Genomic DNA, 24,062 nt, shown 5'->3' with positions numbered 1-24,062 from the left:
ACGAGTTACTCGCTTTTTTGCTTTAGGAGTTTCGCCATTGCTAGACCGAGTGCGTTGCCTACTTCTAGGTAGGTCTCAGCGTTGCGGAAGTAGTGGTAGTCTTGTTTTGGATTTGGGGAGGTTTCCTTGCTTTTCCAGAAATCTCGAGACTCGACGCAGAGCACGTTGCCCGCAAACTCGGGGTGCTTCTTGGCATCGTTCATCGCAAGCTGCGCCTCGGCGATCTGCAGTCCGAAGCTTGCACGTCCGGGATTCCCACAGCCCACGGCCAGCACGAACGGGGCTTTTGGGGCGTTGAAGTCTTTGCGGAGGTTCTTGATCAAGCTGACCAGGTTTTGCTCATAGCGGCTAGCATGCGCCGCGTTCTGGTCTTTGTGCCCCTGCCACCAGACAAAGCCCGCGATCTCGTATTTTTGTGCCCCTGGGTAGTACTTGTCCAGCTCACTCAAGACTTTTTTAGCATTGGCCGTGTCGTCGTCGTACTGTTTTCCGGCGTACCAGGCCACGGGCTTCTTTTCCTCGCCCTCCACCCACGAAAGCGTGTCGTCTTTGTAGCCCGCGTAGGTCTTGCCCTCGAAGGTGAAGCGCTCACTCCCCGGAGGGAGTAGATCCCAGCCCAGACTCCGGTTCCCGATGCAGGTCTTGAGGATCAGCACTTGCTCCTCCAGTGTCTGGCCCATAATCTGACCAAACGTGAGCTCCGGCCCGATGGTCTTGCCGCGTACCGAGAGCCAGTCGTTTTGCACGGTCTGCATGTTGCCCCGGTTCTGCATCACAAACGTGTAGCGGACATCGTTGCGAACCGCCCACTGTCCCTTCTCGTCCAGTAGGTGCGGATATTTCTTTGCCGTCTTGGTGAGATACTCCAGCGTTCCCTGGGTTGTCTCAGGGCCGACCTCGCCCATGCCTACCATGTTGGACTGTCCCAGCAAAATAAATACCTTGACGGGCTTCTTGCTCTCGGCACTGTCTTGCTTCGCCGCCGAAACGCCGTAGCCAGTCAGTACAAGTGCTGCCATCAGGCAGAGTGCCATCGTGAATCTCTTCATTTTTTGAATCCTGTCTCCGTGCCAGAGCGCTTTAGCTTGCTTTCATCAATCGTACCCGGCTTCCAGTCACGGGCTATTGTGATATCTTCCGCCACTTTCTCGATGAGCTTGGGAATATCCACCCACCCCACACGGTTGTAGAGAACGGGCTGGACATACTGGCGCGTGTAGGTGGCGGCGTAGCGTGTCCAGTAACCAAGCGCGGCTTCCAGATGCTGGACGGCGCTGGTCTGCTGGGCAGGCTCGCCAGATTTATCGAAGAGAGCGAGGGCACAGGCTCCCTGAATCTTCGCCGCGTAGTACAGCCCGAGCTGCGACATGGCCTCAATGTCACCGAGCGTCGCCGTGTACTCCGTCGCGTTCTGGGGATTCTTTCGCTGAAGCGCAGGGAGAGCCTGAAGCGCACGTGTCGCGTTGCTCTGAAGCGCCTGTGCGAGCTCCAGAGGCGTGATACCGCCGGGCTTTTTATTGCGCCAGTCTAGGATATTCTGGACGCCCGCACCGGGCATCGTGCCGCCCTCCATAAAGTGTCGCACAGTGTAAAAGCCTTTGAATCGTGGGTGGCTGAGACAGGCTTCGGGGAACCACTTGAGATCAATATCACCCCAGAAAAAGCGGGTGATCAGCGGAAACGTTTTAGAGGCGTCTGCCCAGGCCGCGAGGAGCTTAGGGGTCTCGACTCCCGGAAAGTGCGCCGCGGTGAGGCGCTCGAAGGTCACGGCGGGCAGGTCGGGCTCGTAGGCAAGGCGGCCCCAGAGTGCAAACGAATGCCACTGTTTCTGCATCACCGTTGGGCGGGTGCCGCTGGGCTTCTTGGTGAGAAAGTCGCGCCCCCAGAAGAAACCATCACAGCCCATGTAGAAACCCGCGATCTTGTCGGGGCCAGGAATGGCCTTAATAAACGCTTGGGCAAAGTCATAGTCGGCCCAGCGGAAGCTGTAGATGTCGTCGTTGCGCACCGTCAGCCAGGAGCGAAGCGCCGGGCTGAGCAGTGGGAGAACCGGCTTGATCATGTTGGGGTCGGGCACGGAGTACATGTGGGCGACAGCGTACTTAAAGCTCAGCTCAAGCGTACAGGGAAGCTCGGCAAACTCTGTCTTGATCTCGGTCAGGCCCGTCTGATGAAAGCGATGGATCAGCCGAAACGGGCGCGTGGGCGCATCTTTGAGGGCATCGCGGATTCCCTCGCCGTAGGTTCTCCAGAGCCAGTTTTCCTTGCTCAGTCCCCCGAGGTTGCCTTCCATGTTCTCCCCGGCGGTGATCCCAATGCCCGCTAGAAGAGGGTAGGTCTTGATTGTCTCCCGGACACTGGCGCGAAAATAGGCAACCGTGCGGGGCGAGCCCATGTCGCCGGTGAGGCCATCTTTCCCCTCAGCTCCGTGCAGAAAAGCATTCCAGGTAAACCAGTAGAAGTCTATGCCCCGGTCTTTTGCGTGCTGCATCACGGTGCGCCAGAACGCAATTTTCTCCTCAATCGTCAGCCGCTTCACCACTTCATGCTGCGCCAGCATCGCGGGCCGCACATAGTCCTGGCCGCCAAAGCCGAAGCTATCGTCTAGCTTTGCGCTCGTGCGCCAGACATCCTCCAGCGCGACACCGGGAAACTCGGGGACTTTGACGATACTGGGAAACGGATGGAGGTTCCAGAGGGAGAGCACGTTGTAACGGTGCCGCGCCATGTCGTCCAAGAGCTCCTGCCAGAACGCCAGGCTCCACATCTCGGGGATATTCTGCTGCGCCGCGTCCGACGGATCGGTGTAGCTGGGGGTGCGCAGATCTAGGGGCACATTGAGCTTCAGGCCACGCTGCGCAAGATGCGGCGTGTGCCGTGTCTCTTTTTTGCTGGGCGATCCCAGCGCATTCGTGCGAATCGCCTCTGCAATGTCGAGCCCGCCATACATCACCCCCGCCGCATCGCCGCCCCGCACGAGAATCTCAGCCGCACTCGCAGAGAGGGCATAGGACTGTGCGCCAAGCGCCGCATCCACCACAAGCCGAACGGTTTGTTTGGACACAGACTTGAGGGCGATTTTACTCGCCTTTGTGATCTCCTCGGCGGCAAACACGGCCTGAGGGACAGTGCGGTCATAGATAATTTTCATGGTTCGCTCTTTTTTGGGGAGGTCTTTTGGGCCAGCTCCGTAAAGCTGTCGGTTTGCTTCTGCCAGACGCGCTCTAGCTCCTTCACTTTACCCGGCAGCTTTGTCGCGAGGTTGATCTGCTCGGCGCGGTCGGTGCGCATATCATAAAGTTCCCAGGGATCGCCTTTGGCTGCGACCAGCTTCCAGTCGCCGACGCGTACAGCGCGGTTGCCCTCGTGGAGCCACCAGAGGCTCTCGCGGGGTATTTGCTTGTCTTTGGCAAAGGCTGCCACTAGGCTCCGACCCGGTGCCTCGGGGATCGGCTCACCTTTCCAGTCCTTGGGTTTCGAAATACCGGCGAGCTCCAGCACGGTCGGCACGATATCAATGACATACCCCGGCGTGTGACGAAGCTCCCCTCGGGCGCGGATGCCCACGGGCCAGTGTGCGATCAGCGGTGTGGTGATCCCGCCCTCGTGAACCCAGGTCTTGTGTCGGCGAAAAGGGGTATTGCAGGCACTGGAAAATCCGGGGCCGAGACACAAATAGCTCTTCGCGCTGCCCGGCGGCGCGGCGGGATCGTGGCCCCCGTCGCGCACCATCATCTCGGCGCTGGCACCATTGTCGGACGCGAAGAAAATAACCGTGTTCTCGTAGGCCCCCATTGCCTTGAGCTGTGCGAGAATACGCCCGATCTCCTGATCCATCCGATCTACCATCGCGGCGTGGATCGCCATCTTGGTCGCCTGGAAACGGCGCTGCTCGGGCGTGAGCCCGCTCCAGGGCAGCGGGCGATCCACCTCACCAGGCCCGAGCTTTTTGATGTCGTCGGGAAAGGCGTAGGGCGGGCCAATCTCGCGCTCCAGCGCGGAGAGAGTCGTCTTGGTAACACCCATTTTCTTTTGCCGACCAAAGCGTGCCGTGCGCAGTGCGTCCCAGCCCAGGAGGTACTTATCGCGGTACTTGGCGATGTCTTGGGGCAGCGCATGGAGCGGAAAGTGGGGCGCGTGGAAGGCGACATACTGGAAGAACGGGCGGTCTGGGTAGCTGATCGCATGATCCTTCAGACACTCGACCGCGTGATCCGCCGTGGCGACCGTGAGGTAGTAGCCACTCTCGTCGGTGGGGGGCCGCACGGGCTTATCGTCGAGAGAGCTGCCCCTCGCCGTGAAGAAGTTACCCGGACTGCTCACGTTCAGCGAGCGGTCAAAGCCGCCGTCGAGCACCTTGCCATCAATATGCCACTTGCCGCTGTGGTAGCAACGGTAGTTCGCGGGCTTGAGAAAGTCCGGGAGCAGCCGCGCCCAAGTCTGCCGCACACCGGGAACGCCTCCCGGCACCGTTGGCAAGGCATCGCGATGGACTTGTTGGGCGTAGTAGCCCGTGAGCAGTCCCGCCCGGCTCGGCCAGCAGCGTGCGGTGTTGTAGAACTGGGTGAAGCGCAGACCGTTTTTGGCCAAGCCATCCAGGTTTGGGGTCTTGATCTCGCTCCCGTAGCACCCCAGATCCGAGTACCCCATGTCGTCGGCGAGGATAAAGATGATATTTGGCTTTGTAGGAACCATTTACTTTACAGACTTCCCTTCTTTTTGGCGCGGCACGGCGTCATTATCTTTGGCCACGTGCGCTTCCAGTTGTCTGCGTAGCTGCTGAACCCGCTCGGGATTCTGCGCCGCGAGATTCTGCTTCTCTCCAATATCTTCAGTGAGGTTGTAGAGTTCAATCACTTTATCGCGCACCACAAGCTTCCAGCTATCCTCGCAAATCGAAGACGCTTGATAGGGGCCTTTGGTGTAGAGAATACGAGAGGTTGGAGCCGTACTCCCCAACAGAGTGGGCAAGATATTCAGGCCGTCCCACTTCAGATCACGCTTTGGCTCCGAGCGAACCAGCGCACTTAGAGTTGGCATCCAGTCCGTAATACTCAGAGGAGCCTCGCAGACCCCAGGCGTGAGCTTCCCTGGCCAGGTGATAAAAGCAGGCGTACGTATCCCGCCTTCGTAGATCATGCCCTTGCTACCACGAAACGGTGTGTTCTCTCCCGGCAGAGGTACCTTCGGATAGTTTTCCAGATCTTGCTTCACCTGCATTCGGTTGGGCTGCCCGGGCGCACCATTATCGCTCAAAAAGATGATCAGGGTGTTGTCACGCTGTCCGCGGCGCTCCACCTCGGCCACTACCTTGCCGACGGCAGCATCTAAGTGAGAGATCGCGGCCCAGTAGAGCTGGTGGGAGAGATCAATCTCGGGGCTTTTGTAGAGGTTCATCCAGGTCTCTGATTCGCTCAGCGGCACATGCGGTGATGTGAAAGCTAGGTAGAGAAAGAAAGGTCGCTTCGAGCTTTTGCCGATCCAGTCCACGGCCTCGCGGGCCAGAAGGTCGGTGATGTGGCCGGGCTCCTCGACGACCGTTTTATTTCGCCACAGCGCCGACTTGCCTTCCCCCAGCCACTGGTGGCTTAGCGGTGTCATCCCCCCCACGCGGAGCCCGTAGAAATGGTCGAAGCCGAACTTCTCTGGCCCGGCCTCAAGTGGAGCACCCAGATGCCACTTCCCAACCAGCGCCGTTCGGTAGCCCGCAGACTTGAGCGAGGCACTGAGGGTCACGGTGCCCGGTGGCATGGCGACAGCGGGGGAGTCGAACTCACTGGGCAAGGCACCATTGCAGCCAAACCGGCTCCAGTAGCGCCCGGTCATCAGCGCAACTCGTGTGGGGGAGCAGACCGGGGCGACATAGTGGCGGTTTAGCTTGATACCCGCACTTGCCAAGCGGTCGAGATGAGGAGTCTTGACTCTAGGGTTCTGCCATCCCACATGCCCTGTCCCGAGGTCATCCACCAAGATGACGATAATATTTGGCTTGGACGCATTCGCAGGCTTTTCACCTATGCTGAAGAACACGGCAAAAAGGCAGAGTAGCGTGAGGTTATTTAGCAATGTCTTTTTTCACGGGCATTCGGGCACCGGTCTCGCGGAGCCAGGTGTCGAGCTTGCCGACAAGGCGCTTGGCGATGTCCGGGGATTGACTCGCCAGGTTTGTTTTTTCACCGATGTCGGTTTTCAGGTCGTAAAGCTCCAGCGAACCATCGTCATCGTTGCGGATGAGCTTGTACTTGCCTTCCCGAATCGCGCTCCCGAGGCGGTTCTGTTTATGAAAGGCATAGTTGGGATAGTGGAAGTAGAGGGCATCGCGGGTGAAGCCCGGAGATTGCGTGAGGAGCGGCAGTAGGCTCTTGCCATCCAGAACCTGGTTTGGTGTCGGGGTGAGGCCAGCGGCTTCAAGAAGCGTCGGGTAGCAGTCCGTACTGATGATGGGCGTGGCGTTGGTGGTGCTGGGCTTGACTTTTCCCGGCCAGCGGACGATCCAGGGCACCCGAATGCCGCCTTCGTAGAGCATTCCCTTGAGCCCACGAAGTGGGCGGTTGTCGCCATTGTATCCCCCATTGTCCGACTTGAAGACGACCAGCGTTTTCTCACGCAGACCGGCCTCATCGAGCGCCTTGAGGAAACGTCCAATCGCGGTGTCCATGTCCTCGATCATCGCGGCATAGATAGGGTCTTTGAGGCCACCACGTTGGCGGTACTTGGCGATCACCGCCTCGCGTGCCTGCAGGGGGTAGTGCACGGAGTAAGGCCACCAGTTCAGGAAGAAGGGGCCGCTCTTATGCTCACGGATGAAGGCAATGGCCTCATCGGCGAGCCGATCCGGCAGGTATTCCCCCTCTTTCCCATCGGCAAGGGTCGGGATGCGATAGGGCGCGAAGTAGCTGGGAGGACCGCCGCCGGAATAGCCGCCGATATTGAGGGAAAAACCTTGCTTGTCCGGGCGGAGATCCTTCTCTGTCACTCCTCCCAGCTTGTTAGGCCCGATGTGGGAGAGGTGCCACTTGCCGACATGTGCCGTGGCGTAGCCGGCTGCAGAGAGCCGTTCGGCTATGGTCACGGCAGCGAGAGGCAAGTGGCGCCTGTTTTCAGCCTCCTGTAAGTCGGAGCCCTTCAGCGAAAACCCATCCGGGTTTCCCGGCGCGTGGTTGGTGATCCACAAGCGCGCGGGAGACTGCCCGGTCATCATCGCGGCACGTGTTGGGGTGCAAACCGGGGCGGCGGCATACCCGTTCGTAAAGCGCATCCCTTCCGTTGCCAACTGATCCAGCGCAGGCGTGTCCAGCTTCGGATTGCCATAGCAGTGAAGATCCTTCCAACCGAGGTCGTCCACCATAATGACGACGATATTGGGCTTTGGCGAATCGGCATCGTGGAGTGCCGCCTGCGGTGCCAGCAAGGCAAAGAGGAGGGGAAGGACGTGTTTTATCATGGCCGTACTCGCTTCGAGGCACTGCGCCCCTCAGCCTTGCTGCTCTCCAACAGTGCCTTCAGCTCTTTGACTATCTCCGGGTGCTTGAAGTACAGATTGGTTGTCTCACCCGGATCGGTCTCCAGGTTGTAGAGCTGGCCGGGAGCCTCGGGAGCGGTGTCGGGCAGAGCGAAGCGCTTTAGCTCCGGGTTGTCGTAGTTATTGCCGCCGGAGCCTTTGTGATCCAGATACTTCCAGGGACCTTTGCGGATCGCCAGCGCGAGGCTGATGGTCTGGTGCAGGGTGTAGGGGCGCACTTGCCCCGCGTCTTTTTTGCCGAGTAGCACGGGCAGGAGATCGAAGCTATCCTGGGCGGAGTTATCGGGCAGCGCGGTGCCCGTGATTGCGGCGCAAGTGGCCATCACATCGGTGAGGCAGACGGTCTGGTCGCTTTTACTGCTAGGCGCGATCTTCCCCGGCCAGCGGACGAGAAACGGCACACGGTGGCCGCCCTCCCACTGATCCCGCTTCACCCCACGCCAGGGTCGCGCACCATCGTGGCCGTAGTCCGTGCGCATGTGAACAATACTGGCGGTCTCGGGGCCGTTGTCGCTGGAGAACATCACCACGGTGTTTTTGTCCACTCCCAGCCGCTTCAGGGTCTTCATCAGCTCCCCGACGATCTCATCGAGTTCGTGGATAAAGTCCCCGTGTGGCCCGGCTTTTGTGCTGCTCTGAAATTGCTTCGCGGCAAACGACGGCAGGTGCACAGCGTTCATGGAGTGGAAGAGAAAGAACGGCTTCTTCGGGTTGGTTTTCTTGTGTTGCTCCAGAAACACCTGGCTCTTCTTAAGAAAGACCATGTCCACGTCCTCAAGGTCGTAGCCCGGTGCAGTCATTCCCGCGCGGTTGTCGTTGGCATACGGGTGTTTGGGCAGCTTGGACTTGTCGAGTATCTGCGTGGGTGGCACCGGAATACGGTCTCCCTCGATAAACGCATAGAGATAGTCCGTACCAGGGCAGCACGCCGTCCCAAAGAAGCTATCGAACCCGCGGTGGATCGGGGAATCTGGGATAGCGCGGGAGTAGTCAATCTGCCGGACACCCTCGATCCCGCCTTTGGTGATACGCTGACCGTCTTTGTCAAAAAAGCTCAGGCCGACATGCCACTTGCCAACCATCGCCGTGGTGTAGCCCTGGTTGCGGAGTAGCTGCGGCAGGGTGAGCTGGTCCTCTTTGATCAGACAGGGCCCACCGACACCCTCAAAGACGCTTCTGTAGGGAATCCGAAAGGCCATCCGGCCCGTGAGCAAGCTATAGCGGCTGGGCGTACAGACTGTCGAGGGGGAGTGCGCATCGGTGAAGCGCATCCCCTCCCGTGCCAGCCGATCCAGGTTTGGTGTGGCGACCTTGGCTTCTGCGTTGTAGCACCCCACATCGCCGTAGCCAAGATCATCGGCGAGGATGAAGACAATGTTAGGCTTTGCTGCTGGCTGGGCGGCGACGGGTACCGCGGCAAGCAGAGCCAGTAGCAGGGCAGTGATGAGCTTTGAGAGATACTTCATAGTGAGTATTGAACCATTTTACTTTGCTAGTGTTGGACGTGGATAACGCACGACCTTGACATCATTCTTTTGTGCTGTGCCGGGTGTGCTACGGCCACTGGTGATGAGTTTCTCCAGCAGAGCCTTCAGCTCGGCGACTTTTTCCGGCAACGCGGCGGCAAGATTTTTCGTCTCACCGAGGTCGTTGGCAAGATTGTACAGCTGAACGGGCTGCGATTGATCCCCGCCCGTACCCCAGCCGCCTGAACCGGGGGCGGGGATGTATTTCCAGGAACCGCTCCGTAGCGCCGGGATGCCTTGGATGGAGGCACTCACGGCACTCTCGCGGATAGGCTTGTCACCGCCTTTGAGCAGGGGCATGAGGCTGAAGCTATCCTCCCCAGCGTTGTCGGGAAGCGTCACGCCAAACACGTCGGCAACCGTGCGGAGGAAATCGGCTTGAGACACGAGCTGGTGGCAAACACTGCCTGCCTTCACCTCACGAGGCCAGCGGACGAGAAAGGGCACACGATGGCCACCTTCCCAGGCGTCCGCCTTATAGCCACGCAGTGGGCCACTGGGGAAGTGTCCCTTTTTTTCCAGGCCCTTCACATCAATATAGGGAGCACAGCCGTTGTCCGACGTAAAGAGAACGAGGGTGTTGTCAGCAACCCCGCTTTTCTCTAGTGCATCCAGCACGCGGCCCACGAGGGCATCGGTCTCCATCACAAAATCGGCGTAGAGATTGAGGTGGCTCTTGTCCTTCCACTGCGGGTTCACCGCGAGCGGCGTATGGGGTGCGGTGAGCGGCAAATAGAGGAGAAAGGGGGTCTTTTTCTCCGCAGAGTCCGTGATGAACTGGGTCGCCCGATCCCCCAGCGCAGGCAAGATGCCTTCAAATTTCCAGTTTTTGAGCGCCGGGCCTTGCTTGCTCGCCTGGTTATTGAGCAGGTACTCGCCCGATAGCAACTCCGTGGGAATACCGAGCGTGTGATCATTCTCGATAAAGCAAAAAGGCGGCCAGTTCGGAACGTCCGTGCCGAAGTAGAGATCAAAGCCACGCGTGCTCGGACCACCCGCGATAGGCTTGGAGAAAATTTCACGCCAGGCGGCGAGCTGATGTGGGCTAGGGACGGCACCAATGGAAGTGAGTTGCTTGGAAGGCGAGAGCAACGGACGCTGCTCCTTCGTGATTGGCCAGTCCCAGCCGAGATGCCACTTGCCGATGCACGCGGTGCGGTAGCCTTGCTTCTGGGCAAGCGTGCCAATGGTCATGCGATCCGGCGCGATCAATGGCGCACCAAACATGTCGACGATCCCACTTTGCAGCTTTGTACGCCAGTGATAGCGTCCCGTGAGCAGGGTATAGCGCGACGGAGAGCACACTCCCGACGACGAATGCCCATCGGTGAAGCGCATCCCTTGCGATGCGAGCTTATCAATCTGGGGCGTGGGAATCTTACCGCGCTCCGGGTTGTAGCAATGCAGATCTCCGTAGCCAAGGTCATCGGCGAGGATGACGAGGATGTTGGGCTTTGACAGTGGCTGCGCGGCGACGGCATGACAGGCGCAACACGCGATGAGGGAAAACAGCAATGCGAAGTGGAGGCGATGGAGTGGTTTCATAGGATGCATGGGCAATAAGGATTCAGACAGTTCACGAGATGTTCGGGTTGCGGCGGTCAGTTTGTGGTTGGGTTGCTGGTTGATCGGAATGCACGGGGCGCTTGAAGGGGCGGAATCCACTCCCGATGCGGCGCCTTGTGCTGCACGGCGAAGAAGAACGGCTTCGTCTTGTCGCGTTTCTCCAGCCACGCGAGCGACAGGTCCGTGATGACATCAGTCGCGTAGCCGGGGATCGTTTCCTTTCCCGCGGCGGTGACAAATTTCGGATCCTCGTAAGAACCCTGCCCCGGAACCACGCGCCAGGTGTCGTATTCGATATTCGGTTTTCGGGCGGGCTCGGCGGCGTGGACGCAAGCGCCGAATGAGGTCAACAGAAAGACGACGATTCGGAGAAGAGGTGTTTGGACATGATTCATTACTCTTGTCCCTGTTTATTTCTGAAAAGGCAGTAAGGCCTCTGCGAATGCCTTGCCCATCTGCGCGAAGATCTTTGCACTGCCCAAATAGTGGTAACCGCCATTGGAAGAGCCTTTGAGGGACTCTCTGTCTTTGGGCGAAAGGACTTCCTCCAAAGCGAGATCGAGCTTCTCCTGGTTTGCTTTGGTGATACCCTCAATCCGCACATCCATCGCTGCATAATGTTCTGGGGAGTTAGTCTCATATTGGTCATTGGCATAGACCGCTAAGACGTTCTTCCCCTTCTTCAAAAATTTGACCTGTTCTTTTCCGAGGACGATGGAACCGTATTGCGGCTTGTCCTGCCACCAGATGTAGGTGTGAATTTTTTGTCCGTTCAAATAAACGTGGAATCCTTGACTTTCCAAAATTGCGATGCGATACGAATCGTAGTTGAGGTCTTCGACTTTAAAAGTTGTGCGCATCAGCAGGAATTCGCCCTTACCCCAAGTTGAGGGAAATTTGTCCAAGGTGATTCCGCTGTGTTTCCAGACGCCTTTTCCGATGGGGCCCTTGCCTTCCGTCCATTTGTTGTCATCGAAGTCAGGCATGTGCCAATTCTCCATCCCGGCTGGCAGCGTGATGTCACGGAATCGCCTGCCGTCATATTTCTCCATCTTGTCCTTCTTCTCAGTGGGATCAATCGTAGCGAAGCGCCAGATCCGTTCCTCTGGCAGAGGCTTGCCAACCGGCTTCCAGTAATTCTCCCATTTCCAATCCCTGTCGAAAGTGCCATCTTTTTTCAATGTGTGAGCGGTGCCAACGATATTGTTATACTCACCCTGCTTGGGCTGTGCGGCAGCAATGGCATCATCCCAGAAGGGAGCAGTCTCAACCGCAACCACATTGCCCTTGAACTCGGGCATGTCGGCCGGTGCGGCCATGGCCTTGCGGAAATTCACATTTTTGCTCTCACCGTCGACTCCCAGCACACCGATCACGAATGGCATCTTCGGGGCCGACAGGTCTTTGCGAACATCGCGAATGAACTTGGCCAGCAGGTCTGAATAAACATCGTATTTTCCAGGTTTGTCGGGGCCGGGATAAGTAGTCCCGTCGACCAGGTCGTTAAAACCCTGAAGCCAGACAAAACCGGCCAATTCGTATCCCTCCTTGGGATCGTAGGCGGGGCAGACCCGCTTGGGATCTGCCAGCACCTTTTTAACATGTTCGATCATCATTCGGTAAAACACACCCGAGGCGGCATCCTTTTCATCCTGCCACTTTTTCCGGTCCTCGGCTTTGGGAATCCCGTGGGCGCCCTGGGGATGCTTATCCCAAAGTTCCTGGATTTCCTTGGGCAGCTTGTATTGCCCGGCACTGGGCGGCCGGAATTCGGTATTGAGTGACCTGCCGCCCCAGGCGGTCTTTATAATCAGGATTGGCTCGTTCAACCGTTTTTCCATATAGATCCCGAAGGTGAACTCGGGACCGATCTTGCCGCCATCCTTGGTAGGTTGATCTCCACGTGCGCCAAAGCCAGCGGTCAATTTCCCCAGGCCTTCGCCATTTGCACTGCCATCATAAGGGCCGGTCAAATAGGACATCCAGACCTTGTCACATACCCGTGGCGTTCCATCAGGATTGCGCATCTCCTTGAGAATGGGTGCCGTCAGCGGATCCTTGCCGATATAGTCAAAAGTACGTACCTCCGCATGCCCCTCCATGTTCGACTGGCCTGCCAGGATGTAGACTTTGAGGGGTTTCGCTTCCACGCCGGTGGCGCCAGTGGCGAACACGGCCATGATCCCTGCTATTACGCTCGCTAAAATTTTCCTCATCATTAAATCCTATTCACGTTGTTCAACATTTTTTAAGTCTTGCCAGGTTTGGAACTTGGCCCGCGGGAAATATACGCAATCCGCACCTCCGGCAGATTCGCATGAACCTTTTCCACAAACGCCTTGAAATCAACGAGATTCCTGGATCGCTTGCAGACGCTTCACTTCATCGGCGCGGGTCGGCGCCAGATCATACTTCTCCAGCGGATCGTTTTTTAGGTCGAACAGTTCGATCCCCTTCGGACTTGAGGCGAAAGCTTTGTCCGGTCTGATGGTGCCGGGAATAATCAGCTTCGACCAGCCGTTGATCACCACTTGTGCGACGAGGCTCTTCGTCGGTTTGCCGAGTTCAATGATGTCGTGCGTGTAGGCTTCAACGAAGACAGACTTCCGCGCTGTCATGGCCGGGCGGTCGAGCAGATTCAGGCCGGGCAAATCCGTCGGCACTTTCAATCCGCAGGCAGTCAGAACGGTGGGCACGAAATCAATCACGGAGGCCAGCGTTTCATCATCGCGCAACGGCTTCACCTTCGCGGGCCACCGGACAAACATGGGCGTTCGGATGCCCATTTCGTAAGGCGAGAGCTTGGCCCGGCCGCCTTGCTCTGCATCCCAGCCGTTGTCGGCCAGATAAATGATCACCGTGTTGTCGGCGAGATTGTTTTTCACCAGGTAGCTGTCGAGTTCGCCGCAGGTCTTATCAAACCACTCGATCATGGCGTAATATTTCACCGCTTTGTCGCTCAGTCCCTTGCCTTGGAAATGCGCAATATATTCCGCAGGCGGATCATGGGGCAAATGCGGCATCATCGGCGCGTGCAAGATGAAGAAGGGCTTCTTCGCCGCCTGCGCCTTTTCAATGAAATCGAAAATGGGCTTCATGGTTTTCCGTCCGATCGCCAGACCCTCGCCACCATGCCGGCCCTCGACCTGGGTCATGCCTTCGGAAAAGCCGGCTTCCTGCGCGGTGACATTCCACAGCTTGCCGGTTTGAAAGGTCAGGTAGCCCGCAGCAGTGAGCACCTTGGGCAGGATGACGGTGTTTCCAAGCAGTTGGTTTGCGAGCGGCGTGCGCCCCGCCTTTCCTGCGTTGTTCGCTTGTACGTTGGCGCCCTTGCTCAAGTCATTTCCCGTGATGCCGTGCTGGTGCGGCAGTTTGCCGGTCAACAGGCACGCCAGCGATGGCGAGCAGACGGGCATCACATAGCCACGCGTATAGAGCAGGCTCTGCGACGCCATCCGGTCAAGGTTCGGCGTCTGCACATTCTTGTGTCCCATGAATCCGTAATCGGTGAACCCGTGGTCGTCGGACAGGATGAGGATGACATTGGGTTTTGACAGTGGCTGCGCGGCAGCGTGCAGTGCGACTAGCGGCACCAACAGCAGGGCGGCGAGAAAATGTCGGAAGAGGCATTGTGCTTTGATCATATTTTTCCTTGCGGGGTTAATTCTGGCGCACATAGACGAAATAGGCGTCGGCGAGTTCAGCGCCGGATAGCCGCCTTTTTCACACGCTGGACATCGCCCAGATCATTTTGTTGTACTTCTCTTAACCTGGCTTCGAGCCGTTTCTTAAAGTCAGTTACGACGTCCTTGTATTCGGCCTTGCCAGCCAGGTTCGTGTATTGCTTGGGATCCTTCGTCATGTCGTAGAGCTGCAGCCCCAGTTCCCCCTTTGCGCCGTGCTGGATGAAGGCCCATTTGTCAGTGCGCAGCAGATAGCTGTTGTTGTTGACGCAAAACGCCGCATCGCGCACCGAGAGAGAGGGATCGTCCACTGTTCTCGCGAGGCTTTTGCCCTGCAAGCGCGCCGGCACTTCAAGGCCGCACAACTCTGAAGCTGTCGGGTAGAGGTCAATCAACTCCACAAACGAATTGCACACCGCCGGCTTCTTGCCGGGCACTTTGATGATCAGCGGCACGCGTGACGATTCCTCCATCAGTCCGACCTTCATCCAGAAATCGTGTTCGCACAGGTGGAAGCCGTGGTCGGAGGTAAAGATGACGATGGTGTTCTTCTCCATACCTTCCTCACGAAGAGTATCGAGCACCTTGCCGACCTGCGCATCCAGGAAAGCGACCGAGGCGTAGTAGGCCGCGACAGCTTTCTTCTCCTGCTCAGTGTTCAGGTTCAGGTTCCTGCTGGTCTTGTAGTTGATGCCAGCCTTGGGGATGTCGTCCCAATCGCCCGACACCTTCTCCGGCAGAACGGTGTGGGAAACGTCATAGGGTTCGTAGTAGGCCTTGGGCGCAACAAAAGGAACGTGCGGACGCACAAAGCCAATCGCCAGAAAGAACGGCTTGCCGCCCTTGTATTTACGCAGCAATGCGCAGGCCTCCTGCGCCGTCTTGCCGTCGGAATGAACAAGGTCGTCACCATCCGCCTTCACATATTCCAGCGTGTTGCCGCCCTTAACCGGTTTGGTTTCGTCGGGGTTGTTCTCCAGCAATTCGCTCTTACCCGTCGCTTTCCATTCGGGCCCTTTGCTGTTGAACCGTTCATTCCACGAGGGTGCGTCATCCGCGCCGTTTGATCCCTGCTCGATGTCACCCGGAACGCCCATGTGGAAAATATTGCTGACCCGCGCGGCGTGATAGCCGTTGTTGATGAAATGCTGGCTCCACGTGGCACGGTTTCCGATGTTCTCCCTGCCGCTGGTGTAACCCATGGTCCCCGTGGCGTGCGGATAATAGCCCGACATGAACGATGCGCGCGAAGGCCCGCAGACCGGGAACTGGCAGTAAGCGCGAGTGTAACGTGTGCCTGCCGCTGCCAGCCGGTCTATGTTTGGTGTCTTGCACGCCTTGTTCTCGTAGCAGGAAACCGCCGTAGCCGTCAGATCATCTGAAATGATGAACAGTACGTTGGGCTTGTCGGCACGGGCTTTCATCGCAACCCGCGAGCCAACAGGGAGGGCCGTTACGGCAAGGCAGAGGGCAGGCATGATGATTTTAGTTAGCATGTTCCCGTGCTTTACAAGCATAGTCGTTCTTTCTGTGATTCGAGTTTATGAATCGTGCAAACAGCTCGATCGGGTCTCATTTCCCCAAGACATCAAATACCTTTTGTAGTGATTTTCGTACAGTGGCTTCCTTATCTGAGTCTTTATTTTCAATAGGTTTAGCAGGCTCCTGCCACAGTTCGACAACCGGGCGCAGCTCACCTTTGTTGTTCAGCATGTACTCGCCGTTTCTAACTTGCCGCTTGCCTTCATGTTGGATATGGATCCATTCCCGAGGCGTACCGGTCTTGCCAAGAAGCTGGGGTGCGAAGCTCTGCCCCTGAATTTTCGCCTCCGGCATCGGTGCACCTGTCAGCTCACAGAGCGTCGGAAAGAAGTCGGAGAAGTCAATGAGGTCGTTGCAGGTTGTCCCCGTCTTGATATGACCGGGCCAGCGCACCACGAGCGGAACATGGGTTCCTCGGTCGGTCAGGGTTCCCTTGCCGCCACGGATGCTCTTAGTGTTTCCCCACTGAACAGTGAGCCCCTGATCCGTGCCATTGTCTGCCAGGAACATCACGATGGTGTTGTCGGCGATATTGAGCTCCTCCAGTGTTTGGAGGATCTTGCCCACCTGTTTGTCGAAGTAGGCCACCATGTCAGGGAAGTACTTAGGATCTCCTTTATGTCCCGAGTAAGGCTGTCGGTAGCTCTTGTCGACGCTATCGGGGGTGGGCTCCCAGGGAAAGTGTGGGAGGCAGGTGGAGTAGTAGGCAAGGAATGGCTGCTGCTTCGCGGCACTTGATTTGATGAAGTCGAGATAGAGCTCAAGGTCTACATCGGGGCCATAGCGCTCTTTAATTTGATCCTTGATCACAGTGCCGTTCCGGATGAGATAAGGAGTCCAGTAGCGGGTGGTTTTCTCGCCTTTCTCGTCAAAGATTCGCCAGGTCTGGTACTGATCGAACCCAAATTCGTTGATCGTGTTGTGCTTATGTTCAAGAGCCACGTGCCACTTACCAACGAGCTGGGTCGCATATCCGGTCTGCTTGAGCTGCCGTGCGAAGCTGGGCTGGTCCGGGCGCAGATAAATCTCTTCCTTATCCAGAGTGTCTAGAACCGTCGTGAGCCCATTTTGGAAGGGATAGCGCCCGGTCAGAAGGCTCGCTCGCGAGGGAGAGCAGTAGGGATTGGAGAAACAGCGAAGAAACCGCATGCTCTGAGCGGCCAGTTTATCGAGATTCGGGGTTTTGAGCGATGTCCCTCCGTAGGCAGACAAGCACTCAATCCCCATATCGTCGGCGAGGATGAGGACAATATTGGGCTTTGTCATCGCCTGTGCGGTAGCGGGGAGTGCAGCCAGTACGGCCAGCATTAGGGTTACAAAGATAAAGATGTATTTCACCGTGCCATCGCTCCACTCAGAGGTTTTGTGCGAGGTCGGCCTGTGAAGTCGGTGGGAACCAGCATCCTGGGGTCTGCACTCTCCAAGGGAGCCCCAGGAACCGGTCGGACATCGTGTTTTTCGCCATCCCACGTGGCATTCACAAAGTCTGCTAAGCCGCGCCCCGGTACCGTTCCCTTTTTGGAACCATCGCCCACAATAACATTGCCGGTGATCACGACGCCGTCGCTGCCGTTGGCGAAGTGCACCGCGTTCTTATCGCGCGAGTAGAGGATGTTGTTGGCGAGAACCATCCCTTCGCGGCCGTTCCAGGAGCCTCCACTGAAGGCGTTGCCCGTGTTGATAATGGTGTTGTGGATGACTTGTAAGTTCCGCGTCTTACCCTGGTGATCCGTGCTCGCCAGCCCGGAGCCTTTGGCGCTCATGAGGACGTTGTTGCGGACGATGGCCTCGCCCTGTACTTGGATGTTGTGATCGCCGCTCCGACGGCAGAGATTGCGCTCGATGATGTTCACGGGCTTCCCGGCGGTGCCATACACGGTGATGCAGGGATACTGTGTGTCGTGGATGTCGTTCTCGGCGATCAGATTGCCCCACGAGCCTTGTTTCACCTCGATACCATCGCCCTGAGAGCCTTTACAGTCGTGGACATGATTTAGTGCGATCACGCTCTCGCTCATGACAAACTCGCCGTTATTCGCGCCCAGATACATCCCTTCGCCGTGGCCGCCGCCATGATGAAGATGATTGCTTGTCAGAAAAAGGCGGCGTGTGTTGGCGCTGTTGGCACTCAGGCAGACCTCACCGGTGTGGTGGATATGGCACTGATCAATCCAGACCTCGCGACACTGCCCAAGCCGTAGCCCATGACTGCCGCCCGTGAGCTCTATACCGCGCAGGCAAAGATGGTGCACCGGGCCGCCCTGGCCGATATTGAGCACGTTCTGTTTCGCATCGGGTCGCGTGAAGATCACCGTCGCGCCTTCTTCGGCCTCGATCCAGATCGGGGCTGCCGCCGTACCGCTGACTCGGATGTCCCACATCCGCTCCACAACGTACGTCCCCGCAGCAAGAACGAGCTTGTCGCCCGGCTGCAAGGCAGCAACTGCCTTGGCGAGCGCGTCGTTTTTCGTGTCCGCGTGTCGGAGGATGCGCTTTGGAGCAACCGTAGCCCAGTCGGGCTCGTATTTGCGGGAGCCTTTCAGAGGCGAGGATGCTTGTGGAAGTATAATCATGGTTTGCTGGGCACTTTGGGTACGGTCGTTTTGGGTGGTGGGGGCGGCAGCGGGAGCACCTGGCCTTGAGCAAGGAGGCGCTCTCTCAGCACGGGATACGGCAGGTTCTGCACGGCGACGTTTCGTTTCGCCGACAGCGCCGCCGCGACGCCCGCGCCCTGACCTATGGCCATCCACGCACCCTCGATTCGTAGCGATGACATGGCGACATGGGTGCTGGAAAGCGCGATGGGCACGAGGAGGTTGGTGCACTGAGTGGCCTGCGGCAGCACGGAGCGGTAGGGCACATGATACGCATAGCCAAGCCCCGTGCCTGGGACACGCACGGGGAGGATCGTGCCCTCATTGATGACACCGCCATCTATCAACGCGATGCGCTGGCAGTCATGAGAGTCAATCGGGAACGAGGAGACGGCAATGGGGTCGTCTTTCTGTGGCGAGTCGAGAATATCTCTTTGGGAGAGCATGTACATCCCCCTCATGCGCCGCGACTCCCGCACATAGAGCGCGGGGGAGAAGTGGTCGGTCGCTGCAAACTCGTCTTTGCAGAGTCCCAGACTGGAAAGATCGTCGCGAACTTTCTTCGGGACGGCAAGGTCGGTGCGGAGAAAGTGAAGGAGCTCAAGCGTGTACTGCTTGTGTGCCTCCCAAATCTTCGCGCGGCCTGCCTCATCGGCGCTGTGCCAGGTGTTGCAGCCACCAACGAGACCGAGCGAGATCTGACCACGGATCGAGTTGTTGCCATCAAGCTTGCCGCCGGGCAGTGGATAAAGATCCAGCCCAATGCCACGAACATCGGTCTTGAAAGCACGGCGCGCGAGCTCGAAGCGTGCAGGGTCGTAGTTTTTCGGCGCAGGTAAGAGCACCCTATTGGCCGGGTTCCTGGTGAGACAGAGCCGAAAGCTATACGTCATCACATTCTTATCGCCTGCATCGTCGGGGCCAGCGTCGGCGGTGGTGACAAGTGGGAGCAGTTTACCCGCATCGTCGAGGCCGCTGATATTCATTTTTGTCTTGGGATACTGCTTGCCCGCGTAGGACTCGCCTTTCTCCGCGCGACCCTCGCGCCCAATGGTCCAGTCCACGCCCGCTGCCGCCATGAGGTCGCCTTCGTAGGAGCCATCCACGAAGACCTTGGCGGAGAAAGTGCCGTTCTTGGTGACAAGCAACGTGATGCGGGCGCGGTCTTTTTTCACCGCCGTCAGATAGCGCCCGGTCAGCACGTGGACACCCGCTTCTTTGAGCATCGCCATCGTCACGCGCATCGCCACGTGCGGCTCGAACGTCCATTTCGCGCCGTCTTTGAGCGTGGCATTGTAGGGGGCGGGCAGTCCACGGTCCGTGTAGTCTTTCACCACGCGCCGGTGCCACTCATCGAAGAGCCCCATCAAGGTCTCGCGCCGCATCTGATTGGAGTCGCAGTGGCTCAGCCCGCCCGTACTCAGCCCGCCGACATGCGGCGTCGGCTCCAGCAAGATAACCGACGCGCCTTCCCGCGCCGCAGCGATGGCGGCGCAGAATCCACCGGGAGTGGAGCCATAGACAACGACATCCGCTTTCTCAACCCGTAGTGGGGTGATTAGAGTAAGGCTGTGTTTCATTTCGTTTTAGGCACCTGTGCGAGCTCCACGATTTGTTTGACGGTATCGAGCCGCTTCCGTAGCTCAGGATAAGCCACCTCTTGGACGCGTTTTTTGGTGTCTATTGCCAGCCCGGCGGCTAGCGCGGCGCTCTGGGAGAGTGTCATAAAGACCGGCTCCATGCGGATCGAGCCGTGCGCGACATGCGACGCGGAGACGCAGATCGGGGCGAAGAGGTTCTCGCACTCGCCCTTGCGCGGGACAATCGAGCGATACGAGATGCCGTAGGGCCTCGGCGGGACGTGCCAGATAACACCGTCGCTGATGACAAACCCACGCTCCGTGACGAAGTGCTGCACCACGTGGGAGTCCATGCCAAACGAGCCCAGCCCGACTGGATCGGGGACGGTGCGCTTGCCCTCACAGTCGTTCTGGGTCATGACGTAGTCGGTCACCATGCGCCGCGCCTCACGGATATAGATCATGTAGGGCCAGCCGCCATTGCCGGGGAACTCGTCCTTGGACAGCCCGTAGGCCATGGCTCGCTTTTGGATCGCCTCCGGCACCCGTGGGTTGTTGGAGAGAGTCCACAGGAAGCCTCGGATGTAGGTTTCGTGCTCCTTTTCAATCTCCTGGCGGCGCTCGTAGCTGGCCTCGGGGTAGTCCCAGTTCGCACCGGGCAGGTCGGAGCCCACGGCGTGCATGTTGTTCCAGTCCACCTTCGAGCCCGTCCCAGAGAGCTTCTCCACCAGAGCCGGGAGGCGCAGATCCCCCGCATCGAAGTTTCGGAGCAGGAGCTCGTGGTCGCGGGCATGGTAGCCTGCGGGCTTCTCAATCGGAATGTGGAGCTTGGGATCGGTGGTCAGGCAGACCCGGTAGTTGTAGCCCTGGATTTTCTTATCGCCCTGGCCGTTGGTGAGACCTTTGATGTCAAAAACATAGGGCAGGAGCCCACTGCTCGGGTCGCCGGGCTTGACATAGGGATCAACATCTTTCACAAAATGGTCTTTGTCGCCCTGGAGGTAGTGGACACGTGGCTTGGTGTCGCCGCGCCGCACGCCCGCCATGTTCTCACCGTACTGGCTCTCTGGCTCCCGACCCACGGTGTAGCGCACACCTGCCGCGGCCATCAAGTCCCCAACATAGGTGGCATCAATAAACATCTTGCCCTGGTAGGTCTTACCACTAAGCGTCGTGATAGCCTCGATGCGCTGCCCCTTCTTCTTCACGCCTTTGCCGGGCCGACGGTCTAGCTTCTCGTTGTAGACCACCGGGACGCCTGCCTCCGCGATGAGCTTCTCAAAGACCTGCTGCCCGACGTGAGGCTCGAAGCTGCGGACGTAGCTCTCTCCGTAGGCGGCGGCCACCCGGTCGTAGAACTCCGAGGCGATCCCCCCAAACGTGGCACGCTGCCCGAGAAAGTCGGTCGCTCCCAGGCCGCTGGCGCTCATTCCGCCCAGAAAGCCTGTCGGGTTCACCAAGATCACCGAGCGCCCATCGCGCTTGGCCGCAACCGCCGCCGTGACTGCCCCGCAGGAGTCACCATAAACAACCACATCGTAGGTCATACGCTAGCTCTTTCTCTCACCGGGCATGGTCAGCCGGGTTCTCTGATAGCGCAGCAAGGCTCCCGCCCCCAAGTAGAGCGTCGGCGAGCTATTCTCAACCAAAGTGACAATACCAAACAGCCCACTCAGCTCCAGTTCTTGTTTTGCGAGCTTGCAGGAGCGCACGAGAAGATGCTGGGTCAGCTTTTTTCCCGCAAGCTCACTGACCACGGTCAGCCCCGCCAGCCCTTTTTCGTCGGTGAGCGGTGTGACGGAGACAATGCTCCCCTTGCTCTCCCCACGCTCCAGCGGCTCAAAGACCGCCGCGAAGGGCTGCTCCCAGGCGGGGCCGCGCTGACGGACGACCAGCACAGGGGTTGGGGACTTCTCGTAGGGCTCAGGAGCCTCTTTGGTGGCGGGGGCAAGCGCACGGGCGTACTCGCGACCAGGCACGCCGGGTAAAAAGAGCCGCATTCCGGGGAGCGACTTGGCATGGAAATGCGCCTGGACACTGCCCGCAAAAGCCCCCGATGCCTGCGTTTTTTGAAAGACATGCCAGCCCGGCCAGAGGTATTTCCCGTTCTGCTTCCAGACAGCACCCGCGATCGGGCGGAACCGCTCAGGCGCATCGGATAGCGCCAAACCAGGTTGCTCCGCCGTCAGCTCCACCCCCTCCCCGAGGTTGTGGTAGATATAGTCGTGGAACTGCTCCGGGGTGTCCGGCAGGGCGCGGGAGCGGAAAATATCAACGTAGTAGCCCGTGGTCGGCGAGGTTCGGATCAGTGCGACCAGCCGCTCATGCGTCGCCTTTGCACCAGGGCTCTTGTCGTCGGCGAAGCGGGTGAGCGAGAACGAGCACGCCCCTGAGAGGGGCTTCGCACCAGGCTTGGGCTCCAGCGCGATGGTCTGAACGGTCTGCGTTCCCAGCCCCACCCAGCCGCCGGAGCTCTGTGTGGCCCCATTAACGATCACCGTGTTGTAGGCGGCAAAGAGACGCCTGTAGTTCTCGTGCTCGTCGGTGGTGTACTCCCCCTTACCCGCGTTGGTGCCCAGTACCTGCCCCTTCCCGTAGAGCTCCAGCGCCATCCCCGACGCGTGCCCGTGGACATGAGAGCCGCCACTCACCACCGCCATCAAGGCATCTTTGGCACTCTTTGTGGGCGAGAGGCTGCGCTGTAGCACCGCCCCGACGAAGGGCAGTGTGTCGGTAGTCTTCGAGGGGCGCGGTGTCGCTTCGCCCTTGACCTCGGGAGAGAACCAGAGGAGAGGGAGCGGGGCAAAGTAGGAGTTGGGGCCGCCGCTGTGTCCCTCCGGCTTCGACCGATCGTACTCCTTGCTCTCGATCCCTGCCTTAATCAGCCCTCCAAAAATCGCTTGAAGCCGGGTATCTCCCAGGCGCTGCCCCAGAGCATGGGCGATCTCGAACTGACGGTAGTGCGGGTTGCTCTTGCGGGGGCCATCCCCGAAGCGGATGTATTCGCCGTTGGGAAAGCGCAGCTCCTCAAGCCGTGCCAGCGAGAGCGGGATATTGGCGTAGCTTGCCGTCAGGGCATCTGCCTGCCCTTGGCGCTCCATCAGGGCCACAAGGTAGGTAGACAGCGCCGAAACCCCGCCCGAGTACTGGAACGACTCCGGCCAGATCTCACCGGGATTTTTGAAGTGTCCCACCACCTTCTTAAGAGAGTCCTGGCGCGGTGTGTTCTCCGATGTCACAAAGGCCAGCAAGCGGGCTCGCTCCGCCGGATCGTCGAGGGCGAGGACATTGTGCGCCAGCGAGGGCATCTCCAGCACAGACCAGTTGTTATTGACCAGCCCATGGTCTATGGCGAGCCGTGCGTAGCGCCGGAACACAGTCTGAGCGTTTTCAAAATTTAAACTCTGGGGCTTTCGTGCTGCGAGGTCGTAGACCAGGGCTCCTGCCTGAAGATAGCGAGCCACGAAATCATAGATCAGCGGGATCTGGGAGCCGAGAATGCGTGCCTCCAGTAAATGGTCATTGGGGTAGAGATAGCCCCCGTTGCCCGTGCCTTCCGAGGGTTTGAGCTGCACCATGGCCTCGGTAAATACCGCAAGGATATCCGCGGCACAGGCGGCGTAGGACTTGTCCTCAGTCAAGAAATACAGCACGCCGCAGTCAATGCCTACTTGCGAAAAGTGCATGAGCTTCTGCCGCGCTGCCATGTTGGTACGTGCCCCGTTGGCTCCCTGGTAAGCAAAAGTCGGGTGAGCCTGCGCTCCAGCAGGGCTAGGCACCAGCGGAAAGCCACGCAGATAGGCATCCCGATCACGCTGGTGCTGCGCCACATCGACTTTAACCCGCTCCTGGATGGCCGCGAGGTGCGCTCTTGCCCAGGGCTGCGTCGCGAGCTTCGCCAGGATCGGGGCACGGTCGGTGGGCGTCACCCAGATCAACGGTCGTGTTGCTACCAACCTCTCCTCCCCAGCCCTCCTCTCCCGGACGCTCGTTCCTCGCTGGGAAAGGAGGGAGCCAGAGGGTGGATTTGAGCCCCTTTCCCAAGGAGG

The 24,062-nt window shown here is 58.7% G+C and carries 16 protein-coding genes; all 16 read right to left on the bottom strand.

The features are described from left to right. Positions 1-5 precede the first annotated feature (5 nt). Positions 6-1,049, bottom strand: coding sequence for a sialate O-acetylesterase (locus RMO15_RS30935; RefSeq protein WP_309722366.1), 1,044 nt, complete (start codon positions 1,047-1,049; stop codon positions 6-8). Continuing rightward, entirely contained in the window at positions 1,046-3,151 is a 2,106-nt protein-coding gene (locus RMO15_RS30930; protein WP_309722364.1) for a hypothetical protein, read from the bottom strand. Before RMO15_RS30930 ends, RMO15_RS30935 begins: the two co-directional genes overlap by 4 nt. Beyond that, positions 3,148-4,695: an arylsulfatase gene (locus RMO15_RS30925; RefSeq protein WP_309722362.1), complete on the bottom strand. Its 1,548-nt coding sequence runs from the start codon at positions 4,693-4,695 to the stop codon at positions 3,148-3,150. The genes RMO15_RS30930 and RMO15_RS30925 overlap by 4 nt, the downstream gene beginning before the upstream one ends. Beyond that, on the bottom strand, positions 4,696-6,066 hold the full coding sequence (locus tag RMO15_RS30920) for a sulfatase-like hydrolase/transferase (protein WP_309722360.1): 1,371 nt from the start codon (positions 6,064-6,066) through the stop codon (positions 4,696-4,698). Further along, positions 6,056-7,444: a sulfatase gene (locus RMO15_RS30915; RefSeq protein ID WP_309722358.1), complete on the bottom strand. Its 1,389-nt coding sequence runs from the start codon at positions 7,442-7,444 to the stop codon at positions 6,056-6,058. Before RMO15_RS30915 ends, RMO15_RS30920 begins: the two co-directional genes overlap by 11 nt. Then, entirely contained in the window at positions 7,441-8,988 is a 1,548-nt protein-coding gene (locus RMO15_RS30910; RefSeq protein ID WP_309722355.1) for an arylsulfatase, read from the bottom strand. The genes RMO15_RS30915 and RMO15_RS30910 overlap by 4 nt, the downstream gene beginning before the upstream one ends. A gap of 18 nt (positions 8,989-9,006) precedes the next feature. Further along, positions 9,007-10,593 (bottom strand): arylsulfatase, encoded by a 1,587-nt coding sequence (locus tag RMO15_RS30905; protein WP_309722354.1) that lies wholly within the window; start codon positions 10,591-10,593, stop codon positions 9,007-9,009. A 56-nt stretch (positions 10,594-10,649) separates the two neighbouring features. Then, a complete protein-coding gene (locus RMO15_RS30900; RefSeq protein ID WP_309722352.1) occupies positions 10,650-11,009 on the bottom strand; it encodes a hypothetical protein in 360 nt (119 codons plus the stop codon). Positions 11,010-11,024: 15 nt separating this feature from the next. After that, on the bottom strand, positions 11,025-12,794 hold the full coding sequence (locus tag RMO15_RS30895) for a sialate O-acetylesterase (protein ID WP_309722350.1): 1,770 nt from the start codon (positions 12,792-12,794) through the stop codon (positions 11,025-11,027). A 165-nt stretch (positions 12,795-12,959) separates the two neighbouring features. Next, positions 12,960-14,258, bottom strand: coding sequence for a sulfatase-like hydrolase/transferase (locus tag RMO15_RS30890; RefSeq protein WP_309722348.1), 1,299 nt, complete (start codon positions 14,256-14,258; stop codon positions 12,960-12,962). 56 nt (positions 14,259-14,314) lie between these two features. Then, positions 14,315-15,793: a sulfatase gene (locus tag RMO15_RS30885; protein WP_309722346.1), complete on the bottom strand. Its 1,479-nt coding sequence runs from the start codon at positions 15,791-15,793 to the stop codon at positions 14,315-14,317. 76 nt (positions 15,794-15,869) lie between these two features. Next, complete coding sequence (locus tag RMO15_RS30880; RefSeq protein ID WP_309722344.1) at positions 15,870-17,177, bottom strand: sulfatase-like hydrolase/transferase; 1,308 nt, start codon at positions 17,175-17,177, stop codon at positions 15,870-15,872. Beyond that, positions 17,174-18,412 (bottom strand): right-handed parallel beta-helix repeat-containing protein, encoded by a 1,239-nt coding sequence (locus RMO15_RS30875; RefSeq protein WP_309722341.1) that lies wholly within the window; start codon positions 18,410-18,412, stop codon positions 17,174-17,176. Before RMO15_RS30875 ends, RMO15_RS30880 begins: the two co-directional genes overlap by 4 nt. Beyond that, positions 18,409-20,013: an FAD-dependent oxidoreductase gene (locus RMO15_RS30870; RefSeq protein ID WP_309722338.1), complete on the bottom strand. Its 1,605-nt coding sequence runs from the start codon at positions 20,011-20,013 to the stop codon at positions 18,409-18,411. Before RMO15_RS30870 ends, RMO15_RS30875 begins: the two co-directional genes overlap by 4 nt. Further along, entirely contained in the window at positions 20,010-21,560 is a 1,551-nt protein-coding gene (locus RMO15_RS30865; RefSeq protein WP_309722336.1) for an FAD-dependent oxidoreductase, read from the bottom strand. Before RMO15_RS30865 ends, RMO15_RS30870 begins: the two co-directional genes overlap by 4 nt. Before the next feature lie 3 nt (positions 21,561-21,563). Then, positions 21,564-23,969, bottom strand: a complete 2,406-nt coding sequence (locus RMO15_RS30860; protein WP_309722333.1) for a heparinase II/III family protein — start codon at positions 23,967-23,969, stop codon at positions 21,564-21,566. Positions 23,970-24,062: the final 93 nt, after the last annotated feature.

Source organism: Armatimonas sp. (genome assembly GCF_031410135.1).
In the GTDB taxonomy this organism is placed as follows: domain Bacteria; phylum Armatimonadota; class Armatimonadia; order Armatimonadales; family Armatimonadaceae; genus Armatimonas.
The sequence above is the reverse complement of the archived record's forward strand: the minus strand, read 5'-3'. Positions and strand labels throughout refer to the sequence as shown.

What these genes read in the sequence shown, in the direction of transcription:
- RMO15_RS30935 (WP_309722366.1), bottom strand. Translation starts at nt 1,049, where the DNA reads ATGAAGAGATTCACGATGGCACTCTGCCTGATGGCAGCACTTGTACTG.
- RMO15_RS30930 (WP_309722364.1), bottom strand. Translation starts at nt 3,151, where the DNA reads ATGAAAATTATCTATGACCGCACTGTCCCTCAGGCCGTGTTTGCCGCC.
- RMO15_RS30925 (WP_309722362.1), bottom strand. Translation starts at nt 4,695, where the DNA reads ATGGTTCCTACAAAGCCAAATATCATCTTTATCCTCGCCGACGACATG.
- RMO15_RS30915 (WP_309722358.1), bottom strand. Translation starts at nt 7,444, where the DNA reads ATGATAAAACACGTCCTTCCCCTCCTCTTTGCCTTGCTGGCACCGCAG.
- RMO15_RS30910 (WP_309722355.1), bottom strand. Translation starts at nt 8,988, where the DNA reads ATGAAGTATCTCTCAAAGCTCATCACTGCCCTGCTACTGGCTCTGCTT.
- RMO15_RS30905 (WP_309722354.1), bottom strand. Translation starts at nt 10,593, where the DNA reads ATGAAACCACTCCATCGCCTCCACTTCGCATTGCTGTTTTCCCTCATC.
- RMO15_RS30900 (WP_309722352.1), bottom strand. Translation starts at nt 11,009, where the DNA reads ATGAATCATGTCCAAACACCTCTTCTCCGAATCGTCGTCTTTCTGTTG.
- RMO15_RS30895 (WP_309722350.1), bottom strand. Translation starts at nt 12,794, where the DNA reads ATGGCCGTGTTCGCCACTGGCGCCACCGGCGTGGAAGCGAAACCCCTC.
- RMO15_RS30890 (WP_309722348.1), bottom strand. Translation starts at nt 14,258, where the DNA reads ATGATCAAAGCACAATGCCTCTTCCGACATTTTCTCGCCGCCCTGCTG.
- RMO15_RS30885 (WP_309722346.1), bottom strand. Translation starts at nt 15,793, where the DNA reads ATGCTAACTAAAATCATCATGCCTGCCCTCTGCCTTGCCGTAACGGCC.
- RMO15_RS30875 (WP_309722341.1), bottom strand. Translation starts at nt 18,412, where the DNA reads ATGATTATACTTCCACAAGCATCCTCGCCTCTGAAAGGCTCCCGCAAA.
- RMO15_RS30870 (WP_309722338.1), bottom strand. Translation starts at nt 20,013, where the DNA reads ATGAAACACAGCCTTACTCTAATCACCCCACTACGGGTTGAGAAAGCG.
- RMO15_RS30865 (WP_309722336.1), bottom strand. Translation starts at nt 21,560, where the DNA reads ATGACCTACGATGTGGTTGTTTATGGTGACTCCTGCGGGGCAGTCACG.